Source organism: Gelidibacter sp., from assembly GCF_035577925.1.
Classification (GTDB): domain Bacteria; phylum Bacteroidota; class Bacteroidia; order Flavobacteriales; family Flavobacteriaceae; genus Gelidibacter.
This window is the reverse complement of the sequence record NZ_DATJCY010000176.1, coordinates 31121-49230: the sequence shown is the minus strand read 5'-3', so window position 1 is coordinate 49230 and position 18110 is coordinate 31121. Positions and strand designations below refer to the sequence as shown.

At 37.0% G+C, this 18110-nt stretch carries 15 protein-coding genes and 1 tRNA gene; 13 read left to right on the top strand and 3 right to left on the bottom strand.

Annotated elements, in window-relative coordinates:
* The 5 genes from VNJ50_RS06425 to VNJ50_RS06405 all read left to right on the top strand — a co-directional run.
* The coding region (locus tag VNJ50_RS06425) for a TolC family protein (RefSeq protein ID WP_325580134.1) at positions 1–486 on the top strand (486 nt) is incomplete at its 5' end.
* Positions 486–1490: an efflux RND transporter periplasmic adaptor subunit gene (locus VNJ50_RS06420; protein ID WP_325580132.1), complete on the top strand. Its 1005-nt coding sequence runs from the start codon at positions 486–488 to the stop codon at positions 1488–1490. The genes VNJ50_RS06425 and VNJ50_RS06420, both read left to right, overlap by 1 nt.
* 12 nt (positions 1491–1502) lie before the next feature.
* Positions 1503–1802 (top strand): DUF190 domain-containing protein, encoded by a 300-nt coding sequence (locus VNJ50_RS06415; RefSeq protein WP_325580130.1) that lies wholly within the window; start codon positions 1503–1505, stop codon positions 1800–1802.
* 40 nt (positions 1803–1842) lie between these two features.
* Entirely contained in the window at positions 1843–4971 is a 3129-nt protein-coding gene (locus VNJ50_RS06410; protein WP_325580128.1) for a CusA/CzcA family heavy metal efflux RND transporter, read from the top strand.
* Between the two features lie 473 nt (positions 4972–5444).
* Positions 5445–6296 carry an SMP-30/gluconolactonase/LRE family protein gene (locus VNJ50_RS06405; RefSeq protein ID WP_325580126.1) on the top strand — a complete coding sequence of 284 codons (852 nt, stop codon included), beginning with the start codon at positions 5445–5447 and terminating at the stop codon, positions 6294–6296.
* Positions 6297–6332: 36 nt separating this feature from the next.
* Here the strand turns inward: VNJ50_RS06405 and VNJ50_RS06400 are convergent, their stop codons facing one another.
* Positions 6333–7889 (bottom strand): serine hydrolase, encoded by a 1557-nt coding sequence (locus tag VNJ50_RS06400; RefSeq protein ID WP_325580124.1) that lies wholly within the window; start codon positions 7887–7889, stop codon positions 6333–6335.
* Positions 7890–8106: 217 nt separating this feature from the next.
* Here VNJ50_RS06400 and VNJ50_RS06395 point away from each other — a divergent pair, with 217 nt between their 5' ends.
* Complete coding sequence (locus tag VNJ50_RS06395; protein WP_325580122.1) at positions 8107–8718, top strand: heme-binding beta-barrel domain-containing protein; 612 nt, start codon at positions 8107–8109, stop codon at positions 8716–8718.
* Between the two features lie 124 nt (positions 8719–8842).
* Here VNJ50_RS06395 and VNJ50_RS06390 read toward each other — a convergent pair.
* A tRNA-Phe gene (locus VNJ50_RS06390) sits at positions 8843–8918 on the bottom strand.
* A gap of 102 nt (positions 8919–9020) precedes the next feature.
* On the opposite strand from VNJ50_RS06390, the gene VNJ50_RS06385 reads away from it, so the two are divergent.
* From VNJ50_RS06385 to VNJ50_RS06355, 7 genes are all read left to right on the top strand, one after another.
* A complete protein-coding gene (locus tag VNJ50_RS06385) occupies positions 9021–9749 on the top strand; it encodes a type III pantothenate kinase (RefSeq protein ID WP_325580120.1) in 729 nt (242 codons plus the stop codon).
* Entirely contained in the window at positions 9749–11053 is a 1305-nt protein-coding gene (locus tag VNJ50_RS06380) for a hypothetical protein (protein ID WP_325580118.1), read from the top strand. Before VNJ50_RS06385 ends, VNJ50_RS06380 begins: the two co-directional genes overlap by 1 nt.
* A gap of 27 nt (positions 11054–11080) precedes the next feature.
* Positions 11081–12463: a tetratricopeptide repeat protein gene (locus VNJ50_RS06375; protein WP_325580116.1), complete on the top strand. Its 1383-nt coding sequence runs from the start codon at positions 11081–11083 to the stop codon at positions 12461–12463.
* Positions 12464–13033 (top strand): LPS export ABC transporter periplasmic protein LptC, encoded by a 570-nt coding sequence (lptC, locus tag VNJ50_RS06370; protein ID WP_325580114.1) that lies wholly within the window; start codon positions 12464–12466, stop codon positions 13031–13033. It begins immediately after the preceding gene.
* Between the two features lie 104 nt (positions 13034–13137).
* Entirely contained in the window at positions 13138–13329 is a 192-nt protein-coding gene (locus VNJ50_RS06365; protein WP_325580113.1) for a hypothetical protein, read from the top strand.
* A 3-nt stretch (positions 13330–13332) separates the two neighbouring features.
* A complete protein-coding gene (locus VNJ50_RS06360; protein WP_325580112.1) occupies positions 13333–14622 on the top strand; it encodes a hemolysin family protein in 1290 nt (429 codons plus the stop codon).
* Positions 14623–14975: 353 nt separating this feature from the next.
* The gene (locus tag VNJ50_RS06355) at positions 14976–17123 is read left to right on the top strand and encodes a peptidylprolyl isomerase (protein ID WP_325580111.1); all 2148 of its coding nucleotides are present in this window, start codon (positions 14976–14978) and stop codon (positions 17121–17123) included.
* A 61-nt stretch (positions 17124–17184) separates the two neighbouring features.
* On the opposite strand, the gene VNJ50_RS06350 is transcribed toward VNJ50_RS06355, so the two are convergent.
* Positions 17185–18096: a GYDIA family GHMP kinase gene (locus VNJ50_RS06350; protein WP_325580109.1), complete on the bottom strand. Its 912-nt coding sequence runs from the start codon at positions 18094–18096 to the stop codon at positions 17185–17187.
* Between the last annotated feature and the right edge of the window lie 14 nt (positions 18097–18110).

Here is an 18110-nt window from a genome sequence, read left to right as displayed (position 1 = left end):
GCTTTTTCTGACCAAAATATTAAGCTTCAAAAGAGTTTGTCTTATCCGCAACCGGAAATTGGGGTGATTTACAATTCGCAAAATAGGATTCCGCATATCGGTTTTTCGGCATCCATCGCTTTGCCTTTTTTTGATCGTAATCAAGGTGAAATCAAAAAGTCAATCATTCAAAAAGAGCAAGCAGAGCAGCAACTTTATGCATTGCAAAGGCAAATCCAAACGGAGATTTCTACGGCCTATGATAGTTATCAAATACATTTGAAAAATGTAGAATCTTACCAATGGCTGTTGGAGCAATCGCAAACCATTTTGGATAATGTTCAATATGCATATCTCAGAGGTGGAACAACTATTATCGATTTTTTGGAAGCGCAAAGCAGCTGGCTCGAAACCCAAGAACACTATAACGAGGCTTTACAGAATTATCGTCAAAGTCATATTCAACTGCTTTATGCAGCAGGTTTAATCAATCAATTAGCACAATAATGAAGCATCTATTTTTCATGGTTTTTCTTTCATTTTTAATGACTTCATGTGGAAGTGAAACGAAATCGGAGGGTTTGCAAGGACATTCGCCAATAGTTAGTAACCATGGCATAAATATTCAGTTTTCTGATGTATCGCATTTGGATTTTTTTAAAACAGAAATCTTAAATAACGATACACTTTCGTCCAAGTTTATGGCACCGGCCCATATTGCAGCTACTGTTGTTGCTTCGCGGGAAGGTGCCAATCAGCCTTTGATTTTGTTTGAAAACCATGAATTGGCAAGTCATTTTACACAATTGGCACAACTGCAGATCAATATTAATCAAATTTCAAACATCAATTTAAAACAACGTCGGATTGAACTTGAGCGCACTAAAGATTTACAAGCACATGGTGTGGCCACGGGACAGGATTTACTGGATTCCGAAAGTGCCTTGGCCATGGAGCAAAGTGCACTTGCCAATGAAAAAGCAGCACTTATGGAGCACGAATCTAAATTGGTATCTGCTGGTTTTTCGGTTGATGTATTGCGGAAATCAAAAGCAGGAACAGCATTTTTAATCTGTGATATTCCAGAAAATCAAATTGGAAATATTGAGGAAAATAGCACATGCAGTATTCAATTCAATGCGTTCCCAAACACGGAATTTACGGGTAGGGTAGATGCCATTGCTGAAATTGTTGATCCGAGCACGCGAATGGTAAAAGTGCGGATTAGTGTGGATAATTCTTCAAGAAAATTAAAATCGGGGATGTTTGGCGACGTAACTTTTAATTTGAGTGACCATCACAATCTGAGTGTTCATCAAAATGCATTGGTTACGGTACAAGGCCGACATTATGTGTTCAAGAAAATTTCCGAAAATGAATTTGAACGTAAGGAAGTTAAGATAGGTCAGCAGATTGGTGATCGCATTATCATATTTGACGGAATTTCTACTACTGACGAACTGGCTGTCGAAGGCGTTTTGCAGCTCAAAGGCTTATCCTTTGGATATTAAAAAAATAAGAACATGTTACAAGCACAAGTATTTATCGATAAAGACGAACTGAAAGGTGTAAAGCCTTTACATCAGTTTATTATGAAATTGCTGATAGAGAATGGAATTGCCGGCGCAACATCCGTTATGGGATATTCTGGTTTTGGCAAACATAATCGGTTAAAACAGCCGTCGCAATTATTCTCGTTTGATGAAGCATCCATGTACATCACCTTTATTGATACCGAAGACAAAGTAAAATCGGCATTAAGCAATTTAAGGGCGCAATACCGTGGTGGATTTATTGTCACTCATAAAGTTAGTGTTTGGTAAGCTGAATCTGGTCATTTCATAATTATAATTTCTATTACAAGTGATTAAAAATCTCCTCATATTTTCACATAAAAACCGTCCTCTAATAGTGGCTTTAAGCTTACTTATTATGGGTATTGGTTACTATTGTTTTACAAAACTCAAAATAGAAGCTTATCCCGATATTGCTGATACGAACGTCATTGTCGTAGCACAATATCAGGGCCGAGCAGCGGAAGAAGTGGAGCAGCAAGTTACCATTCCGTTAGAGCGTGTATTGCAAGATGTGCCTAATGTGATTGATAGAAGAAGCCGAACGATTTTTGGATTATCAGTGGTGCAATTGACCTTTAAAGATGATACCGACGATTATTTTGCACGTCAGCAAGTTATGGAGCGGTTGGCAAGTGCCGAGTTGCCCGAAGGTGTGGTTTCAGAATTGGCACCACTTTCAACAGCAGTTGGTGAGATTTTTAGATACGTGGTAGAAGCACCGCCAAGTTATTCGCCAACCGAGTTACGGGATATTCAAGATTGGATTATCGAACCGTACTTGTTGCAAACCAATGGCGTTGCGGATATTACAACTTTTGGTGGACCGCTAAAACAGTTTCATATTCTTGTTAATCCTGATAAACTCCGCAAATACGATCTTAATTTTTCGGACATAGAAGATGCCGTTATTGCCAATAATCATAATACCGGCGGAAATATCATGGAACGTGGCGGACAAGGTTTTGCCGTCAGGGGATTGGGAGCGATAAAAAATGAGAAAGACATTGAAAACATTGTCTTAAAAGCCGTTAACGGTGTTGCCATATTTATAAAAGATGTGGCGAGTGTAGAAATTGCACCGCCGCCGCCAAGTGGTGTTTTGGGGTATTCTGTACCCGATGAAAATATTGACGTTAACAATGGGGTTGAAGGTATTATTTTACTTCGGAAATTTGAAAATCCGAGTGAAGTTCTGGTTGAACTCAAACAGCGCATCGCCGAATTGCAAGAACATGAGCTTCCCGACGACGTGACGATCAGAACGCTTTATGACCGTGGATTTTTAATTGACCATTCGTTGAGCACGGTTGGAAAAACCTTGTTTGAAGGCGTTAGTATTGTCGTTATTATCTTGATATTCTTTCTTGGAAGTGTTAGAAGTGCCTTGGTGGTGGCTTTGACCATTCCATTTTCGTTGTTATTTGCATTCATTATAATGCAGTTTACAGGTATTCCTGCCAATCTGCTTTCTTTGGGGGCAATTGATTTTGGGATTATTGTGGACGGTGCGGTTATTATGACCGAACATCTCATCCGGAAATACCGAACGGCAACACGTGAGCAACGTCAAGAAGGTATTGTTAGGATTACTTTATTATCGGCACAAGAAGTTGGCCGTGAGATCTTTTTTTCCGTAACCATCATCATTTTGGCTTATATGCCCATTTTATTGATGACCCGTGTTGAGGGCAAATTGTTTTCGCCAATGGCATTAACCTTGTCCTTTGCAGTTTTGGGATCCATGCTGGCGGCGCTCACATTCATACCCGTTGTCATTTCGTATGTGTATAGCAAAACCATGTCACAACCCGATAAAAAGTTTAAAGAACCCAAAAACGTGGTGCTCACTTTTTTAGAAAAACAGTATGTAAAAGTATTGGATGTTTTTACTAAGCATCATAAAAAAACGGTCGGTATTGGTTTTGCCATTGTCCTTATTTTGATAGGATTTGGAACAAAATTAGGTTCTGAGTTTTTACCGGAATTGGATGAAGGTTCTATCTTTCTGCAAGGCAATTTTCCGGCTGGAATTACGATTTCAGAAAACGCCAGATATGCACCAAAAATCCGTGAAGTGATTTCTGCATTTCCACAAGTTGCTTATGTTATTACGCAAACGGGGCGTAACGATGATGGTACAGATCCATTTCCTGCCAATAGAAATGAGATTTTAGTAGGATTAAAGGATTACTCTAAATGGAGTGATACCTTATCTAAAAATGCGTTGGTTCATAAAATGCGCACCCAATTGGAGCATGAGTTTCCTGGTGTTACTTTTACCTCCGGACAGCCAATTATTGATCAAGTTATGGAAATCGTAACAGGAAGCGCCGCCGATTTGGCAGTTTCCATTGTTGGTGATGATTTGATCATGATGCGCGAAAAAGCCGAAACTATGGCGCAAATCATGCAAACCATGGACGGAAGCCAAGGCGTTAATATTGAACAAGAAAACACTCAGGACCAATTGGCTATAAACATCAATCGGGAGCAAGCCGCGCGTTACGGAATTAATATTGCCGATATCCAAAATATGATTGAAGCAGCTATTGGCGGAAAAGAAATTTCGGTGCTGTACGATGGTGCCAAACGCTATGATATTGTGGTACGTTACCTTCCGGAATTTAGAGCGACGATGGCGGACATCAAAAACCTGATGATTCCTTCAGCAACCGGAGCATTGGTGCCTATGGATCAATTGGCAGATATTGGTTATGTTGAAGGGCAAACCAATATTTACCGTTACAATAATAAGCGCATGATCACGGTTCGGGCTAATATTCAAGGTCGTGATCAAGGTGGGTATGTTAAAGAATTGCAAGAAAAAATTGATGCACAATTAGAAATTCCGAAAGGTTATGAATTGGTTTTTGGCGGACAATATGAAAACTTGGCACGTGCCGGAAAACAGTTGGCATTTACCATTCCGTTAACTTTAATCATGGTTATTGTGGTGTTGTTCATGTTGTTTAAAAACTTTAAGGATACCCTAATAACAACCAGTTGTGTGCTTTTTGCTTTGGCTGGCGGTATTATCGCTTTATTGCTAAGAGGCCAATATTTTAATGTATCGGCAGGTGTTGGATTTGTATCCATTTTTGGGATTTCGGTCATGGCTGCCGTGTTATTGGTATCGGCGTTAAATCGTGCAAAAGCCAAACAGCCTTTAAGCAAAGCATTAATCGCTTCAGTTTCAAAAGAACAGTTAAGAGCAGTATTGACCATTCTTATTTTGGCCATTTTTGGATTGGTTCCTGCCGCCACGTCAAGCGGTATCGGGTCGGATGTGCAACGGCCATTGGCAACGGTTATTATTGGTGGATTAACCAGTACTTTAGTATTTGCCCCATTATTGATTCCGCCATTATATTGGTGGGTCAATAAGCCGAAAACGAAAGATATCAAAAGTACTTAAAAGAGCTATTATTGGTGAAGTAATTGCTATCAATAACTAAAATACCGACACATAAGTTCCAAATTGAAGAAAGAGGATAAAATGCCATAAATAAGCATGGCACTTACAAATAAGGTGGTGAGGATGATTATTTTTTCTTTGGATTTGTAATTGATATAATTTAATACGACTTGAAGTATTAACGCTACTCCCTGAACAATGAGCAACTGTTTGGTACAATTAATCAATGGGTCCTTGTAATAAAGTGCATAAGTAGCCAATATCACAATAACGTACAAAAATAGTTATTGCAAAAAGCACCATCTTCGGAAATTTGAATCTTGAAGGTCCTGCCATAACATTCCGTTTGCTTCAAAGATAGTGATTTGGAAAATAAAAAATATGGTCAATTAACGCGAGATGTGGCGTTTTGGGAAATTTATTGTACATTCAAATATTTTTAACAGTCCATCAAACACCAGTTTTAGAAACAGATGAAACACACGCTAGTATTGCTTTTAACCATGTTGCTAATGTATTCTTGCAAAGACCAATTACCTTTGAAAAGTTATGATTTTACGCCCGAAGGCAGTTTTACACAAGGCATTGAAGGGCCGGCAACCGATTATGAAGGTCATATTTATGCTGTGAATTTTGAAGAACAAGGAACCATAGGTAAAATAACGCCAAATGGTGAAACTTCAGTATTTGTCACATTACCGAACGGAAGTATTGGAAATGGCATTCGCTTTGGCAAAAACAATCAGATGTTTGTTGCCGATTATACCAACCATAATATTCTTGAAATTGATTTGGTCAGTAAAAAAATCGAAGTTTTTGCGCATGAAGCAACGGCACACCAACCTAATGATATTGCTATTTCACCTAATCAAATCCTTTATGCCAGTGATCCAAATTGGTCCGATAATACCGGAAAATTATGGAAAGTCACTAAAGAAAATGGATTTGAACTTTTGGAAGATAACATGGGAACGGTCAATGGTGTTGAGGTCAGCCCGGATGGAAAGAAACTATACGTTAATGAATCTGTTCAACGTAAGATATGGGTTTATGATATTGTCGAAAATGGAATGGTAGCAAACAAAAAAGAATTCATCGCTTTTGAAGATCACGGTTTGGATGGAATGCGTTGTGACGCCGATGGAAATATTTATGTAACCCGCTATGGCAAAGGAACCGTTGTAGTGCTATCTCCAGAAGGATTAGTATTAAACGAAATATCTTTGAAGGGAAAAAATCCATCCAATATTACGTTTAGTAACGACTATTCAAAAATTTATATTACCATGGCCGATCGCGGATGTATTGAGGCGGTCAACCTGTAAAAACTATGGCCATGTTTTAATGAAAAATCTACGAGTTTACTGTTTAATAAACCGTTCGGTATGCGTGTAATTTGATGGGTAAGCCCCGACCTGTAATAACAATGGCCGTAATACAAATTGAAAATCCATAGCTGCTACGTTTCCATCTTTGCCCAGATGGAATTGTACAAATTCTTCGCGTTGCGCAGGGTTTTTCCAAACCGCTCTAAACGTGTCATAATGCCAATGTTCTAATTTGGCCTCAAGTCCTTTGGTGTCCCAGAAATGTAATATTAAATCTTTGCCTTCTCTTTTTACTTCTATTTTTCCATAACCGTCAGATTTGTAATTGCCAACAAAAGCATCTAAATCCAAACTAGGTTTTGTTTTGTTAATCCGTGCATTATGAATTTCATTTCTGGCTTTCATGGCGCGCTCATAAGAATTTTTGTGGCCTTGAAGATAACGTTCATTCCAGTCCATATCATTTCCACCCAAATAACTGTCCATCACTTGATATGCCACAGCATTTCCAAAAGAATTAAAATTATTGCCCACCACAATAATGCCCAATTCCAATTCTGGCATCAAATACATGGCGGTATTAAAACCATCGGTAGCACCACCATGGGTTAAAACCCGCTTACCTTTATAGTCACTTATATTCCAACCAAAACCATAACTTTCTTGTCCGGCCATTGCATTCCCAACGAGACGCACCATTTGTGGTTTATGGATTTCGTTCATCTGTTTGGTGCTGATAATGGTTTTTCCGTTATAGGTGCCAGCTTCGCCCAATTGCATCAACATCCATTTGTTTAAATCGTTTACCGATGCGTTAATGCCTCCTGCAGGTCCGGCATTATCCCAGTTGCGTCGTTCAATAGCCACTACTTTTCCTTCGATTTCTTGATGCGGATAAGCTTGGTTATCACTGTTTTTTAATTGTGTAATGCTTGTTGTGCTCGAATTCATTTCAAGTGGCACAAACAGGCGTTCCTTTAAAAAAGTGTCCCACGTTCTGCCATCGGCATACTCAATAATTTGTCCTGCCAATGAATACATGACGTTGTTGTAAACAAACTCCGTGCGGAAGGGTTTTTCCAGTGCCATATAACGCATTTGGTACAGGACGCTATCACGTGAGCTGTTGGTCATAAATTGAAGCCGATTTCCTAAAATTCTACCTAAGCCCACCCGATGGGTCAGCACATCCCTGATGGTAACTTCACGTGTTACCCATGGATCGTTTAACTGAAACCATGGAATGTGTTTGACAATTTTGTCATCCCAATCAATTTTTCCTTCATCGACTAAAATACCAAGTGCCGCCGCTGTAATATTCTTACTTACCGATGCAATACTGAAAATAGTATTGGCATCTACTGGCTCGCCACCGCCCAAACGCTTTTCGCCAAAACCTTTGGCATAAATTATTTTTCCGTTTTTTACAATTCCAACGGCCATTCCTGGGATGTTCCAATCTTGCCGTCCTGATTCGAGCCACTTATCAAAATTGTCGGGAAGCGTTTCTTGAGCAAAAAGATTGGAAGTAAAAAAACTTAAAAATACAATAAGTGCCAAGCTGTAATTGCGAAAATATGTTGTGGTCATAATTTAGGATTTTCCCCAAAGATACAGACAAGTTTGGATATTGCAATTGATGATGTAAAATGCATTGGTTTTATTAAGATACACTGCCGGAATGAATGTTGTATTGCGATATTTTGTGTGATTTTTGGTGAATATAAACTAATCTTATTGGGTTTATAATTGATATAGTTCTTTGAATTTCTTAATTTTAGGAATTGTGTAACACTAATTAAATATCATGGAAAACAATGAAATATATGGCCCTCAACGACTAGGACCTCTTACTCCTTTGGTTGGAGTATGGGAAGGAAATGTAGGTGTGGATATATCATATCACAATCAAGATGATATTATAGCAGAAACCTCATATTTTGAAATAGCTACTTTTAAACCAATTCCAAAGCAGGAAAACGGAAAGCAGTTTTTGGATGGATTGAGTTATAAGTCGACCGCATGGCGGCATGGCGAAGAAGCCATGGAGCCTTTTCATGACGAAATGGGTTTCTTGCTATGGGACAAAATAAATAAACAGGTCATTCGATCGGTTGTTTTTGGCCGGGGTATTGCCATTCAGGCTGGAGCCACAGCCGAACCGCGCGATAAGGAGATCCATTTTAAAGCTTCGGTTGGAGATCCTTGTTATGGCATTCTTCAAAATAAGTACCTTCTTGAACGTGCGGAGCTAAAGAGTTTTGACAGTGCATTTAAATTTAATGATGACGGAACGTTTACCCATTCTTCGGAGATTACTTTAAAATTAAACGCTATGGGTGGAACAGAAATGAACCATACCGATGTTAATACCATGCACAAAGTTAAGACGTTTCATCCCGGCAGTGAATTTCAATAAAATTACTGTATTCTTAAAATTTTGAAGTATAAGGAATTGGTTGCGATCTTCGATTTCAAAATAGGTGAAATTAATTATAAAAACATCAAAACCAAAAAACCCGAACATAAGTTCGGGTTTTTTATGGTGGTGCCTCCAGGAATCGAACCAGGGACACAAGGATTTTCAGTCCTTTGCTCTACCAACTGAGCTAAGGCACCAGTCGCTTTAAACGAGGATGCAAATATAGAAGCATTTTTAATATTCGCAAAAATAAAAGATATAAAAAATGGTTTTGTAAGTTTGTTGCTTATAGTTTTGATATGAATTTAATAGTTGATGTAGGAAATACCTTTGTTAAGATTGCTGTTTTTCAGGAAGATAAATTGTTGGAAAAAGCGGTAGTTGATGTGTTGGCTCTTGAGAATAATTTTCAGTTTTTTTTTAAAAAATATCCAAAAATCGATAAAAGCATCATTGCATCAGTGGGAACATTGCCAAAAGAGGCCCTTGTTGATCTCAAGAAACGGTGCGAAGTTGTTATTTTGGACGCCAGTCTGAAATTTCCATTTCAAAATCGTTATGCGACACCAAGTACGCTGGGGGTGGATAGGATGGCTCTTGTGGCAGCTTCCGTCAAACACTATCCCAATAGCAATGTATTAATTGTTGATGCCGGCAGCTGCATAACTTATGATTTTATTACAAACCAAAATGATTATTTGGGAGGTGCCATTTCGCCAGGAATACGACTGAGATACAAAAGCTTGAATGATTTTACGGCCAATCTTCCGTTACTAGATACACAGATGCCAAGCACCATTATTGGAAATAGTACTTCAAGCGCAATTCACTCGGGGGTTATGTATGGAATAATTAAGGAAATTGATGGGGTAATTGAAGAATATCATAATAAATATCCAGATTTAACAGTTATTTTAACAGGAGGCGATGCCAATTTGTTGTCAAAGCAATTAAAAAATAGCATATTTGCCAATTCAAATTTTCTTTTAGAAGGTTTGAATTTTATTTTAGAACATAACACAAACTGATGATAAAAAAACTTGTAATAGTTTTCATAGCTGTTTTTGCAATTCAATTGCAAGCACAAGACGGAACGGCCTCTCCTTATTCATTTTACGGTATTGGAACTCTAAAGTTTAAAGGAACTGTAGAAAGCCGTAGTATGGGAAGGCTAAATGTGTTTACGGATAGCATCCATGTTAACTTAAATAATCCTGCCGGCTATGCCGGAAATAACCTCAAGTCTTTTAATGAGGAAAGTCGGCCAGTTAAATTTACTGTGGGCGGTAGCTCGAGTAATTTAACACTTAAATCCAACAGTGGCAGCCAAACAGGAAATGCCACAACTTTTGATTATTTGGCGCTTGCCGTGCCGATGGGCAAATTCGGAATGGGATTTGGCTTGATGCCGTATAGTTCTGTGGGCTATAAATTGGAGTCTTCAGATGCCAATGGCGATATTAATGAGCGCTATAGAGGTAGTGGCGGACTTAACAAAGCATTTTTGGGCCTTGGTTATCAAATTACACCAAAATTAAGTATAGGTGTCGATGCCAGTTATAATTTTGGAAATGTTCAGAATAGTGCACTGCAATTTAGATATCAGGATGGATTGCCTTTACAATATCATACCTTGGAGGAGAATCGATCCGATTTAAGTGGTGTTAATTTTAATTTTGGAATGAATTATACGACCATGATTAGTAAGAAACTTGAATTGAGTACCGGTTTAAGTTATATGCCAAAAAGTAAGATCAATTCCGACAACCAGCGTGCTTTTTCAACAGTAGTTGCTGATCCTTCGGTAAATCAAGAAGTTAAGGTCAATACGGTTGAGGCCGATTTGGAGAGTCAGAATCTAAGAGAAACCGATTTGACATTGCCAACCACTTATGCTTTTGGAGTAGGGCTTGGGCAGCCACGAAAATGGTTTGCGGGAGCACAATATAGTTTTCAAAAAACCAGCGAGTTTGACAACCCTATTTTTTCAATTGGAAATGCCAAGTATGTTGATGGCTCCATGGTGTCGGTTGGCGGCTATTTTATTCCTGAGTATAATTCTTACTCAAGCTATTTAAAACGAGTTGTTTATAGGGCGGGAGTCTATTTTGAGAACACGGGCTTAGAGGTAAATAACGAAGCCATTAATGAATTTGGCATATCTTTTGGAGTTGGATTGCCAATAGGAAACGTTTTCTCAAATGCAAACATAGGTTTTGAATTTGGTAAGAAAGGAACAAAAAATGCTAATTTAATTCAAGAAAATTTTATGAACTTGCAAATTAGTTTGTCCTTAAATGATAGATGGTTCCAAAAAAGAAAATATAACTAAACATTAATACAGAATAAATATAATAAGATGAAAACACGAGCCACTTTAATTCTCCTTGCTTTATTCTTGAGCTTCAATGTAGGTTTTGCTCAACAGGATGAGGAATGTATAATTAATTTAACCTTAATGAATGATTTTGTTAAGAACAAAAAATATGATGAAGCGTATGAACCGTTTATGAAGTTGCGCGAATCATGTCCGAAGTTCCATTCCGCCATCTATTCTTATGGAGAAAGAATTTTAAAAGATAAGATTGAAAAAACAACTGGAACAGAGCAAGTTAATTTTATCAATGACTTGATGAAGCTTTGGGATGAAGGTCTTGCTAATTTTCCTGATAAATATACAGCGGGTGGTATTCTACAAGATAAAGCCATGCTAAAATATGACTATAAAGAAGCTTTGGGTTATGGCAATAAGCAAGTGTACGACACCTTTGATGAGCTTTATAAAAAAGCTCCGGAAAGCTTTACCAACCCAAAAGGATTATACATCTATTTTTCGACCATTGTTGATATGTATGATGCCAAGGAAGTTGAGGTACAAGATGTTTTTAACAAATACGATGATGTTATTGACAAGATTGGACAAGAGATAGACAATTACACTCAAAAGTTAAATCCAATTATTCAGAAAGAAGAAGCAGGTGAAACATTGGATGCTAGAACCGCACAATACAAAAAACAATACGAAAGCTACTTAGAAAACTATGATAAGATTTCAGGAAGTATTGATACTAAACTGGGTATTTTAGCTAATTGTGAAGTGTTGGTCCCGCTATACAAAAGAGATTTTGATAAGTATAGAAATGATTCTGTATGGTTGAAACGTGCAGTAAACAGAATGTTCAACAAAGAATGTACTGACGATCCTTTGTATGTTGAATTGGTGAAAGCCTATGATGAATCTTCACCTTCTGCCGATACGAAATACTTTGTTTACAACTTGTTGATGAGCCAAGGAAAAGAAAAAGAGGCAAGACCATATTTGGATCAGTCTTATGATCTTGAAACCAACCCATTGAAAAAATCACAATTGGCCATGCGTTTCGGTAAGAGTTTAAGAAAACAAGGCAATTTTGGTGCTGCAAGAAATTATTTCCAAAAATCCTTAGAGCTAAATCCATCTAATGGTAGAGCGCATGCTGAAATAGCTCAGATGTATGCTGCCAGTGCAAATAACTGTGGTGATGATCAATTTAGCAAAAGAGCCGTATTCTGGTTGGCAGCTGCCGAAGCTAGAAAAGCTGGAAAAGTTGATGGTACGATAAGAAGTTATGCCGAAAAATTGGCTGCAAGTTATGAAGGTTCCGCACCTACAAGATCAGAGATTTTTGAAAAAGGAAATGGTGGCGAAGTGATTAAGATTGGCTGTTGGATTGGGTTAAGTGTAACCGTACCAAAAATCTAAATGAAACTTAATAAGTCATTATATAATTTATTCAACATAGTCACAGCATTTGCTGTGACTATGTTTTTTTCATGCAAAAACAATTTTAAAGAAGTGCAGCAAATTGGTGTTTTGCAAAATCAGCCGATTGGTATCGCTGAGAATATGAATTTGAAATACACAGATTCGGGACGCCTCAAAGCCAATTTGATAAGTCCAAAGATGTTGGATTTTTCAAATCGAAGTTTTTCCTATAACGAATTTCCGGAAGGTGTTGTGCTTTATCTTTATGATGAACATAATAAAAAAAGTGTCATAGTTGCCGATTATGGCATAGTTTATAATAATACCGACTTAATTGATTTAAGAGGTAATATTCTTATTACCACAGAAACAAAAGACAGTATTTTTGCAGAGCAGCTGTTTTATGACGAAAAGCGCGATTGGGTGTTTTCCAACAAACCCGTAAAATATGTATCGTCCACAAAAATTGTTACCGGTAATGCTTTTGACTCTAACCGCGATTTTACCAGCTATGGTATTAGTGAAGTTACAAGTACGGTATATTTAGATGACGATGCTTCGCTTTAGACAGTTTTCGTCGATTTCCCTACATTGTTTTTTGTCAATTCGATTTTTTAAATATACGTTCAGATAAATAAATGATTATCTTTGTAGCTAATTTAAATTGACCTATGAACACGCTTCAAAAAGTTATTCAATACATTTATTTATTCATTGCCGTATTTTTTATATACGAGTCTGTGCGCTGGTGGAATGAAGATAATGGCAAGGCAATCATGCTTTTGGTATTTGCAGCACTGGCAGTTGGAATGTATTTTTTCAAAAAGCATTTTAGGAATAAGATGATGAATAAGAACCGTTAATTTATGGACAGTAGTGCGCTAATCATTATTCTGTCACTTATTTTATCTGCGTTCTTTTCGGGTATGGAAATTGCCTATGTGTCCTCCAATAAGATCCACATAGAAATTGCTAAAAAGCAAAATGATTTCATAGCCAAAACACTTACAAAACTTACCGCCAAGCCATCAAAATTTATTGCAACCATGCTCATTGGAAACAATATTGCACTGGTAGTTTACGGATTTTTAATGGGTAAAAAACTTGTGGAATGGTTTGCCGACTTGGTGCCAACCAACTATGTTTTTATTGATTATATGCTCACCGATTTGAGCTTGCTTACCCAAACGGTATTGTCCACTTTACTCATATTGATCACCGCAGAGTTTTTGCCGAAGGTGTTTTTTCAAATTTATGCCAATTCACTACTTAAGTTTTTTGCGGTACCAGCTTATTTTTTCTATTTTCTGTTTACTTGGATTTCAGATTTTGTAATATGGATATCCAATATGATCTTAAAAGGGGTTTTTAAAACTGGTGGCGAAGATGTGCAATTGGCCATGACCAAGGTGGAATTGGGCAATTATATTAGTGAGCAGATGGAATCTGTGGAAGAGCATGATGAGGTGGATAGTGAAATCCAGATTTTTCAAAATGCTCTCGATTTTTCCGATGTTAAGGCTAGGGAGGTCATGTTGCCACGTACCGAAATTATCGCTGTAGAAATCAATGATTCCATCAAAAATTTAAACGCTTTATTTACATCTTCAGGGTTGTCAAAGATTTTGGTTTATAAGGATTCAGTTGATGATATTGTAGGTTATGTCCATTCGTTTGAATTGTTTAAAAAACCAAAAGATATCAAATCCGTGATCAGAGGGGTTGAGTTTGTGCCCGAAACCATGTTGATTAAAGACGTGTTGAACGTGCTGACAAAAAAGCGAAAAAGTATTTCGGTGGTTATTGACGAGTATGGTGGTACATCTGGTATTATTACCGTTGAGGATATTATTGAAGAATTGTTTGGGGAGATTGAGGACGAGCATGATACCGTAGAGCTGACCGAGGAAAAGATTGACGACCATAATTATAAGTTTTCTGCACGATTAGAAGTCGATTATATCAATGAAGCTTATAAATTGGACCTTCCTAAATGTGAAAACTACGAAACGTTAGGCGGTTTGATTGTTGATGAAACCGAAGAAATACCGCAGGTCAACGATCGGATCCAAATTCAAAATTATCTTTTTACAATTTTGGAGGTTTCTAATACAAAAATCAATTTGGTAGCCCTCAAAGTTCTTGATGAGGATTAATAAACTGTTTTCTGTTTTGGTGATCAGTTTTCGATATTTAAGCATCTCATCTTAAGGTTTAAAATTCTGAGTTTGGTTTAAGGCCTGTGTAAATCTGTAAAATCAGCATCATCAATATTCTGTTAGCCATCAAACTTTAGTATGCGATATTCATCAATTTTTATTCGCAATCAAAAACTTCCAAGATCAACAATCGTTAATTTGAATATCCCCAATCTTCTGCTTTCAAGCCCCTAAAAACTTGGCATTCGGCAAACAATTCAATATTAATTTAATAAAATAGAATTCTACTTTTATTATTTGATAGAAAATGGTATTTTCGCGCACTTATATTTTCTAACTTATACAATAAAATGGCAGTTTTAAATAAAATTAGACAACGGTCTATTTTCCTAATCGTAATTATCGCTTTGGCGCTATTTGCTTTTGTTCTTTCAGATTTGTTCCAAAACAGCAGTGCTTTTGGAAGCAATCAGGATACTATAGCGACTATTAATGGTACTGAAATTAAACGTGATGAGTTTATGAATCGCGTTGAAAACTTGCAACGCCAAATGGGACCAGGTGCCAGTACAACTCAAACCGTCAATAGAGTTTGGGACCAAGAGGTAAGACGTGTGGTAATGGAAGAGCAAATTGAAGGATTGGGTCTTACTGTAGAAAGAGAGCAAATGCGAAATCTTTTGAGAAACAACTTTTCAGAATTTCCTGAATTTACAAATGAAGTTGGAATGTTCGATGAGAATAAATTGAACGAATATATTCTTAATTTAAAAGCCATCGCACCAGAAAGAGCACCACTTGGTAACTTTCAAATCAATTACTACGAATGGGTTGCTAATGAAGCTTCCATTGCCATTGGAGCTCAAGAACAAACGTATTTCAATTTGATTAAAGCTGGTGTTGGCGCTACTGTTGCCGAAGCCAAAGCTGAGTATGAATCAGAAAGTGCTAGCGTTGATGTGAAATTTGTGCATGTACCTTACACCACAATTTCTGATAGCTTGATTAAAGTTAGTAAATCAGAAATTTCAGATTATATCAACAAATACAAAAAGAGATTTGAAGTTGAGGCTTCAAGAGATATTAATTTTGTACAGTTTGTTGAAACTGCATCTTTAGATGACGAAAAAGCGGTGAGAGATAACGTTGTGGCTTTATTGGACACGAGAGTGGAGTACAACGATGTTTCTAAACTTAACGATACTATTGTTGGATTGAAAGCGACCAAGAATATTGAAGAGTTTATCAATGCCAACTCTGATGTGAAATATACTAACAGTTATATGACCAAATCGAGCTTGCCCGATGTTGCTCAGGATAGTATTTTTAATTTGAGTGTCGGACAATATTATGGGCCATATAAAGATAATGGCATGTTTAAGATCACGAAACTGGTTGAAGAGAAATTTATGCCAGATTCAGTAAAAGCCAGACATTTATTGCTTCCATTTATAGGTTCGCGCGCTGCCGATGCCGAAACGACCCAAACAGAATCTCAAGCTAAAGCTACGGCCGATAGTTTGATGAACGTGATTAAAGGCAATCGTTCAAAATTTGTTGATTTATTAGATTTCTCTGTAGATAAAGTAAGCAATGAAAAAGACGGTGTTTTGGATTGGTATGCATACAATGCTATGGTACCAGAGTTTAGAGATTATACTTTTGAAAACAATAAAGGCGATATTGGTGTTGTAAAAACTGATTTTGGATACCACGTTGTTGAAATATTAGATCAAAAGTCTAAAACCCGTATGGTGAAAGTAGCAACTCTTGCTCAGAAAATCGAACCTTCTGAAAACACGATTGATGATATTTTCAATAAAACCTCAAAATTTGAAATGGCTTTGCAGACTAAAGATATGCAAGAAGTAGCTAAAGAGAATGACGTTGAAGTAAGACCAGTAAACAATATCAAAGAATTGGATGAAAACATTCCAGGATTAGGTAGCCAAAGAGCTATTGTACGATGGGCTTTTGAAAGCGGAACTAAAGTTGGAGATTACAAACGTTTTTCAATTCCTGGTATTGGTTATGCTGTAGTGCAAGTAGCTGGCATTAATAAAAAAGGATTGATGACTCCAGAAGCTGCATCTGCAATTGTAATTCCTGAAATTAGAAAAGAGAAAAAAGCAAAAATGATCCGTGAGAAAATTTCTGGTTCTACCGTAGATGCGGTTGCTCAAAGTCAGAATATTTCTGTGTCGACTGCCAGTGCTGTGAATTTAAAAAACCCAACACTTTCAGGTGCAGGTGTAGAACCTAAAGTTGTAGGTACTGCGTTTGGATTGAAAGAAGGACAAACTTCACAACTCATTGATGGCAATAAAGGTGTATTTATGATTGAAGTAACTAAAAAGAATGCTGCTCCAGAATTAGATAATTACAATGCTATTTTGACCAGATTGAACGGAACGTTATCAAATTCAGCACAATTTAAAGCGTATGATGCACTAAAAGAAGCTGCAGTTATTGAAGATCATAGATCGACATTCTATTAATTGAAATTCTAAAAGATAATTTTATAATAAAAAAGAGGACTTTATTTTAAGTTCTCTTTTTTTATAATGTCATTTTATGATAGGGGATAATGGTATTAAAGCCTTTGCTTTTAAAGTAACTCTCTGGGTTTTCTTGACATGCGACCAATATAAAATCGCCGCCCCAAGCTCCAAGACTTTTAATGCTGCCATTAAAATCCTTGAAAAGCAGATTTTTAACGGGTGGCTGTTTAATAATTTCAGCAATAATAGTTTCATGGGTTTCCATCAAAAGCTGAAACTCCTTTAGTTCGGTGCAGTTTATCAGGTTATCGGTTATAGCATCGATTTCAGAAATAGCCTGGTTTAAATTTCCTCTGTTTTTTTTATAAGCAGCGATTCCTTCGCGGCTGTTTTGTTTTTTGTTCAGAAATACAAAATAGAGTTGCTCTTTAAATTTTGGACCAAACGGCTGTTCAATAATAGTTCTGCCGTTTTCTTGGAGTTGATAGGTTATTGGCAGATTGTGTTTGGCACAGGCAATATCATAACCGCTGCCACCAAAAGTGTTTTCCAATAATCTATAAGGATCAATATTAGTCCATTGTGCTATATTATTGATTAATGTGGAAGAAGTGCCTAAACCCCAATTTCTTGGAAAATCTAAATGTGTTTTTATCGTGACGCCAGTTTTTTGACTTATAAAAGACGCTTTTTGTTTTTTGGTGGCTTTTAAGATATCCGTCAGTCGTTCAGCAATTGAAATGTCGGTTGCAGATAATTGTTTAAACGTGTCATTTATTGAAAACTTTCCTTCAAACCACAAATTCCCATCAGCATCAAAACTCTTCCATTTTAAAACTTGTTTATCATTTGGTTCTATACATAATGATTGGCCATATTTTGTAGGAATTGCTAATGCCTTTGCGCCGTCTAGTACAAGATATTCTCCAGTAATCAATAATTTTCCGTTGCTATAAAATGTTTGAGGCATCGTTGTTTTATCGG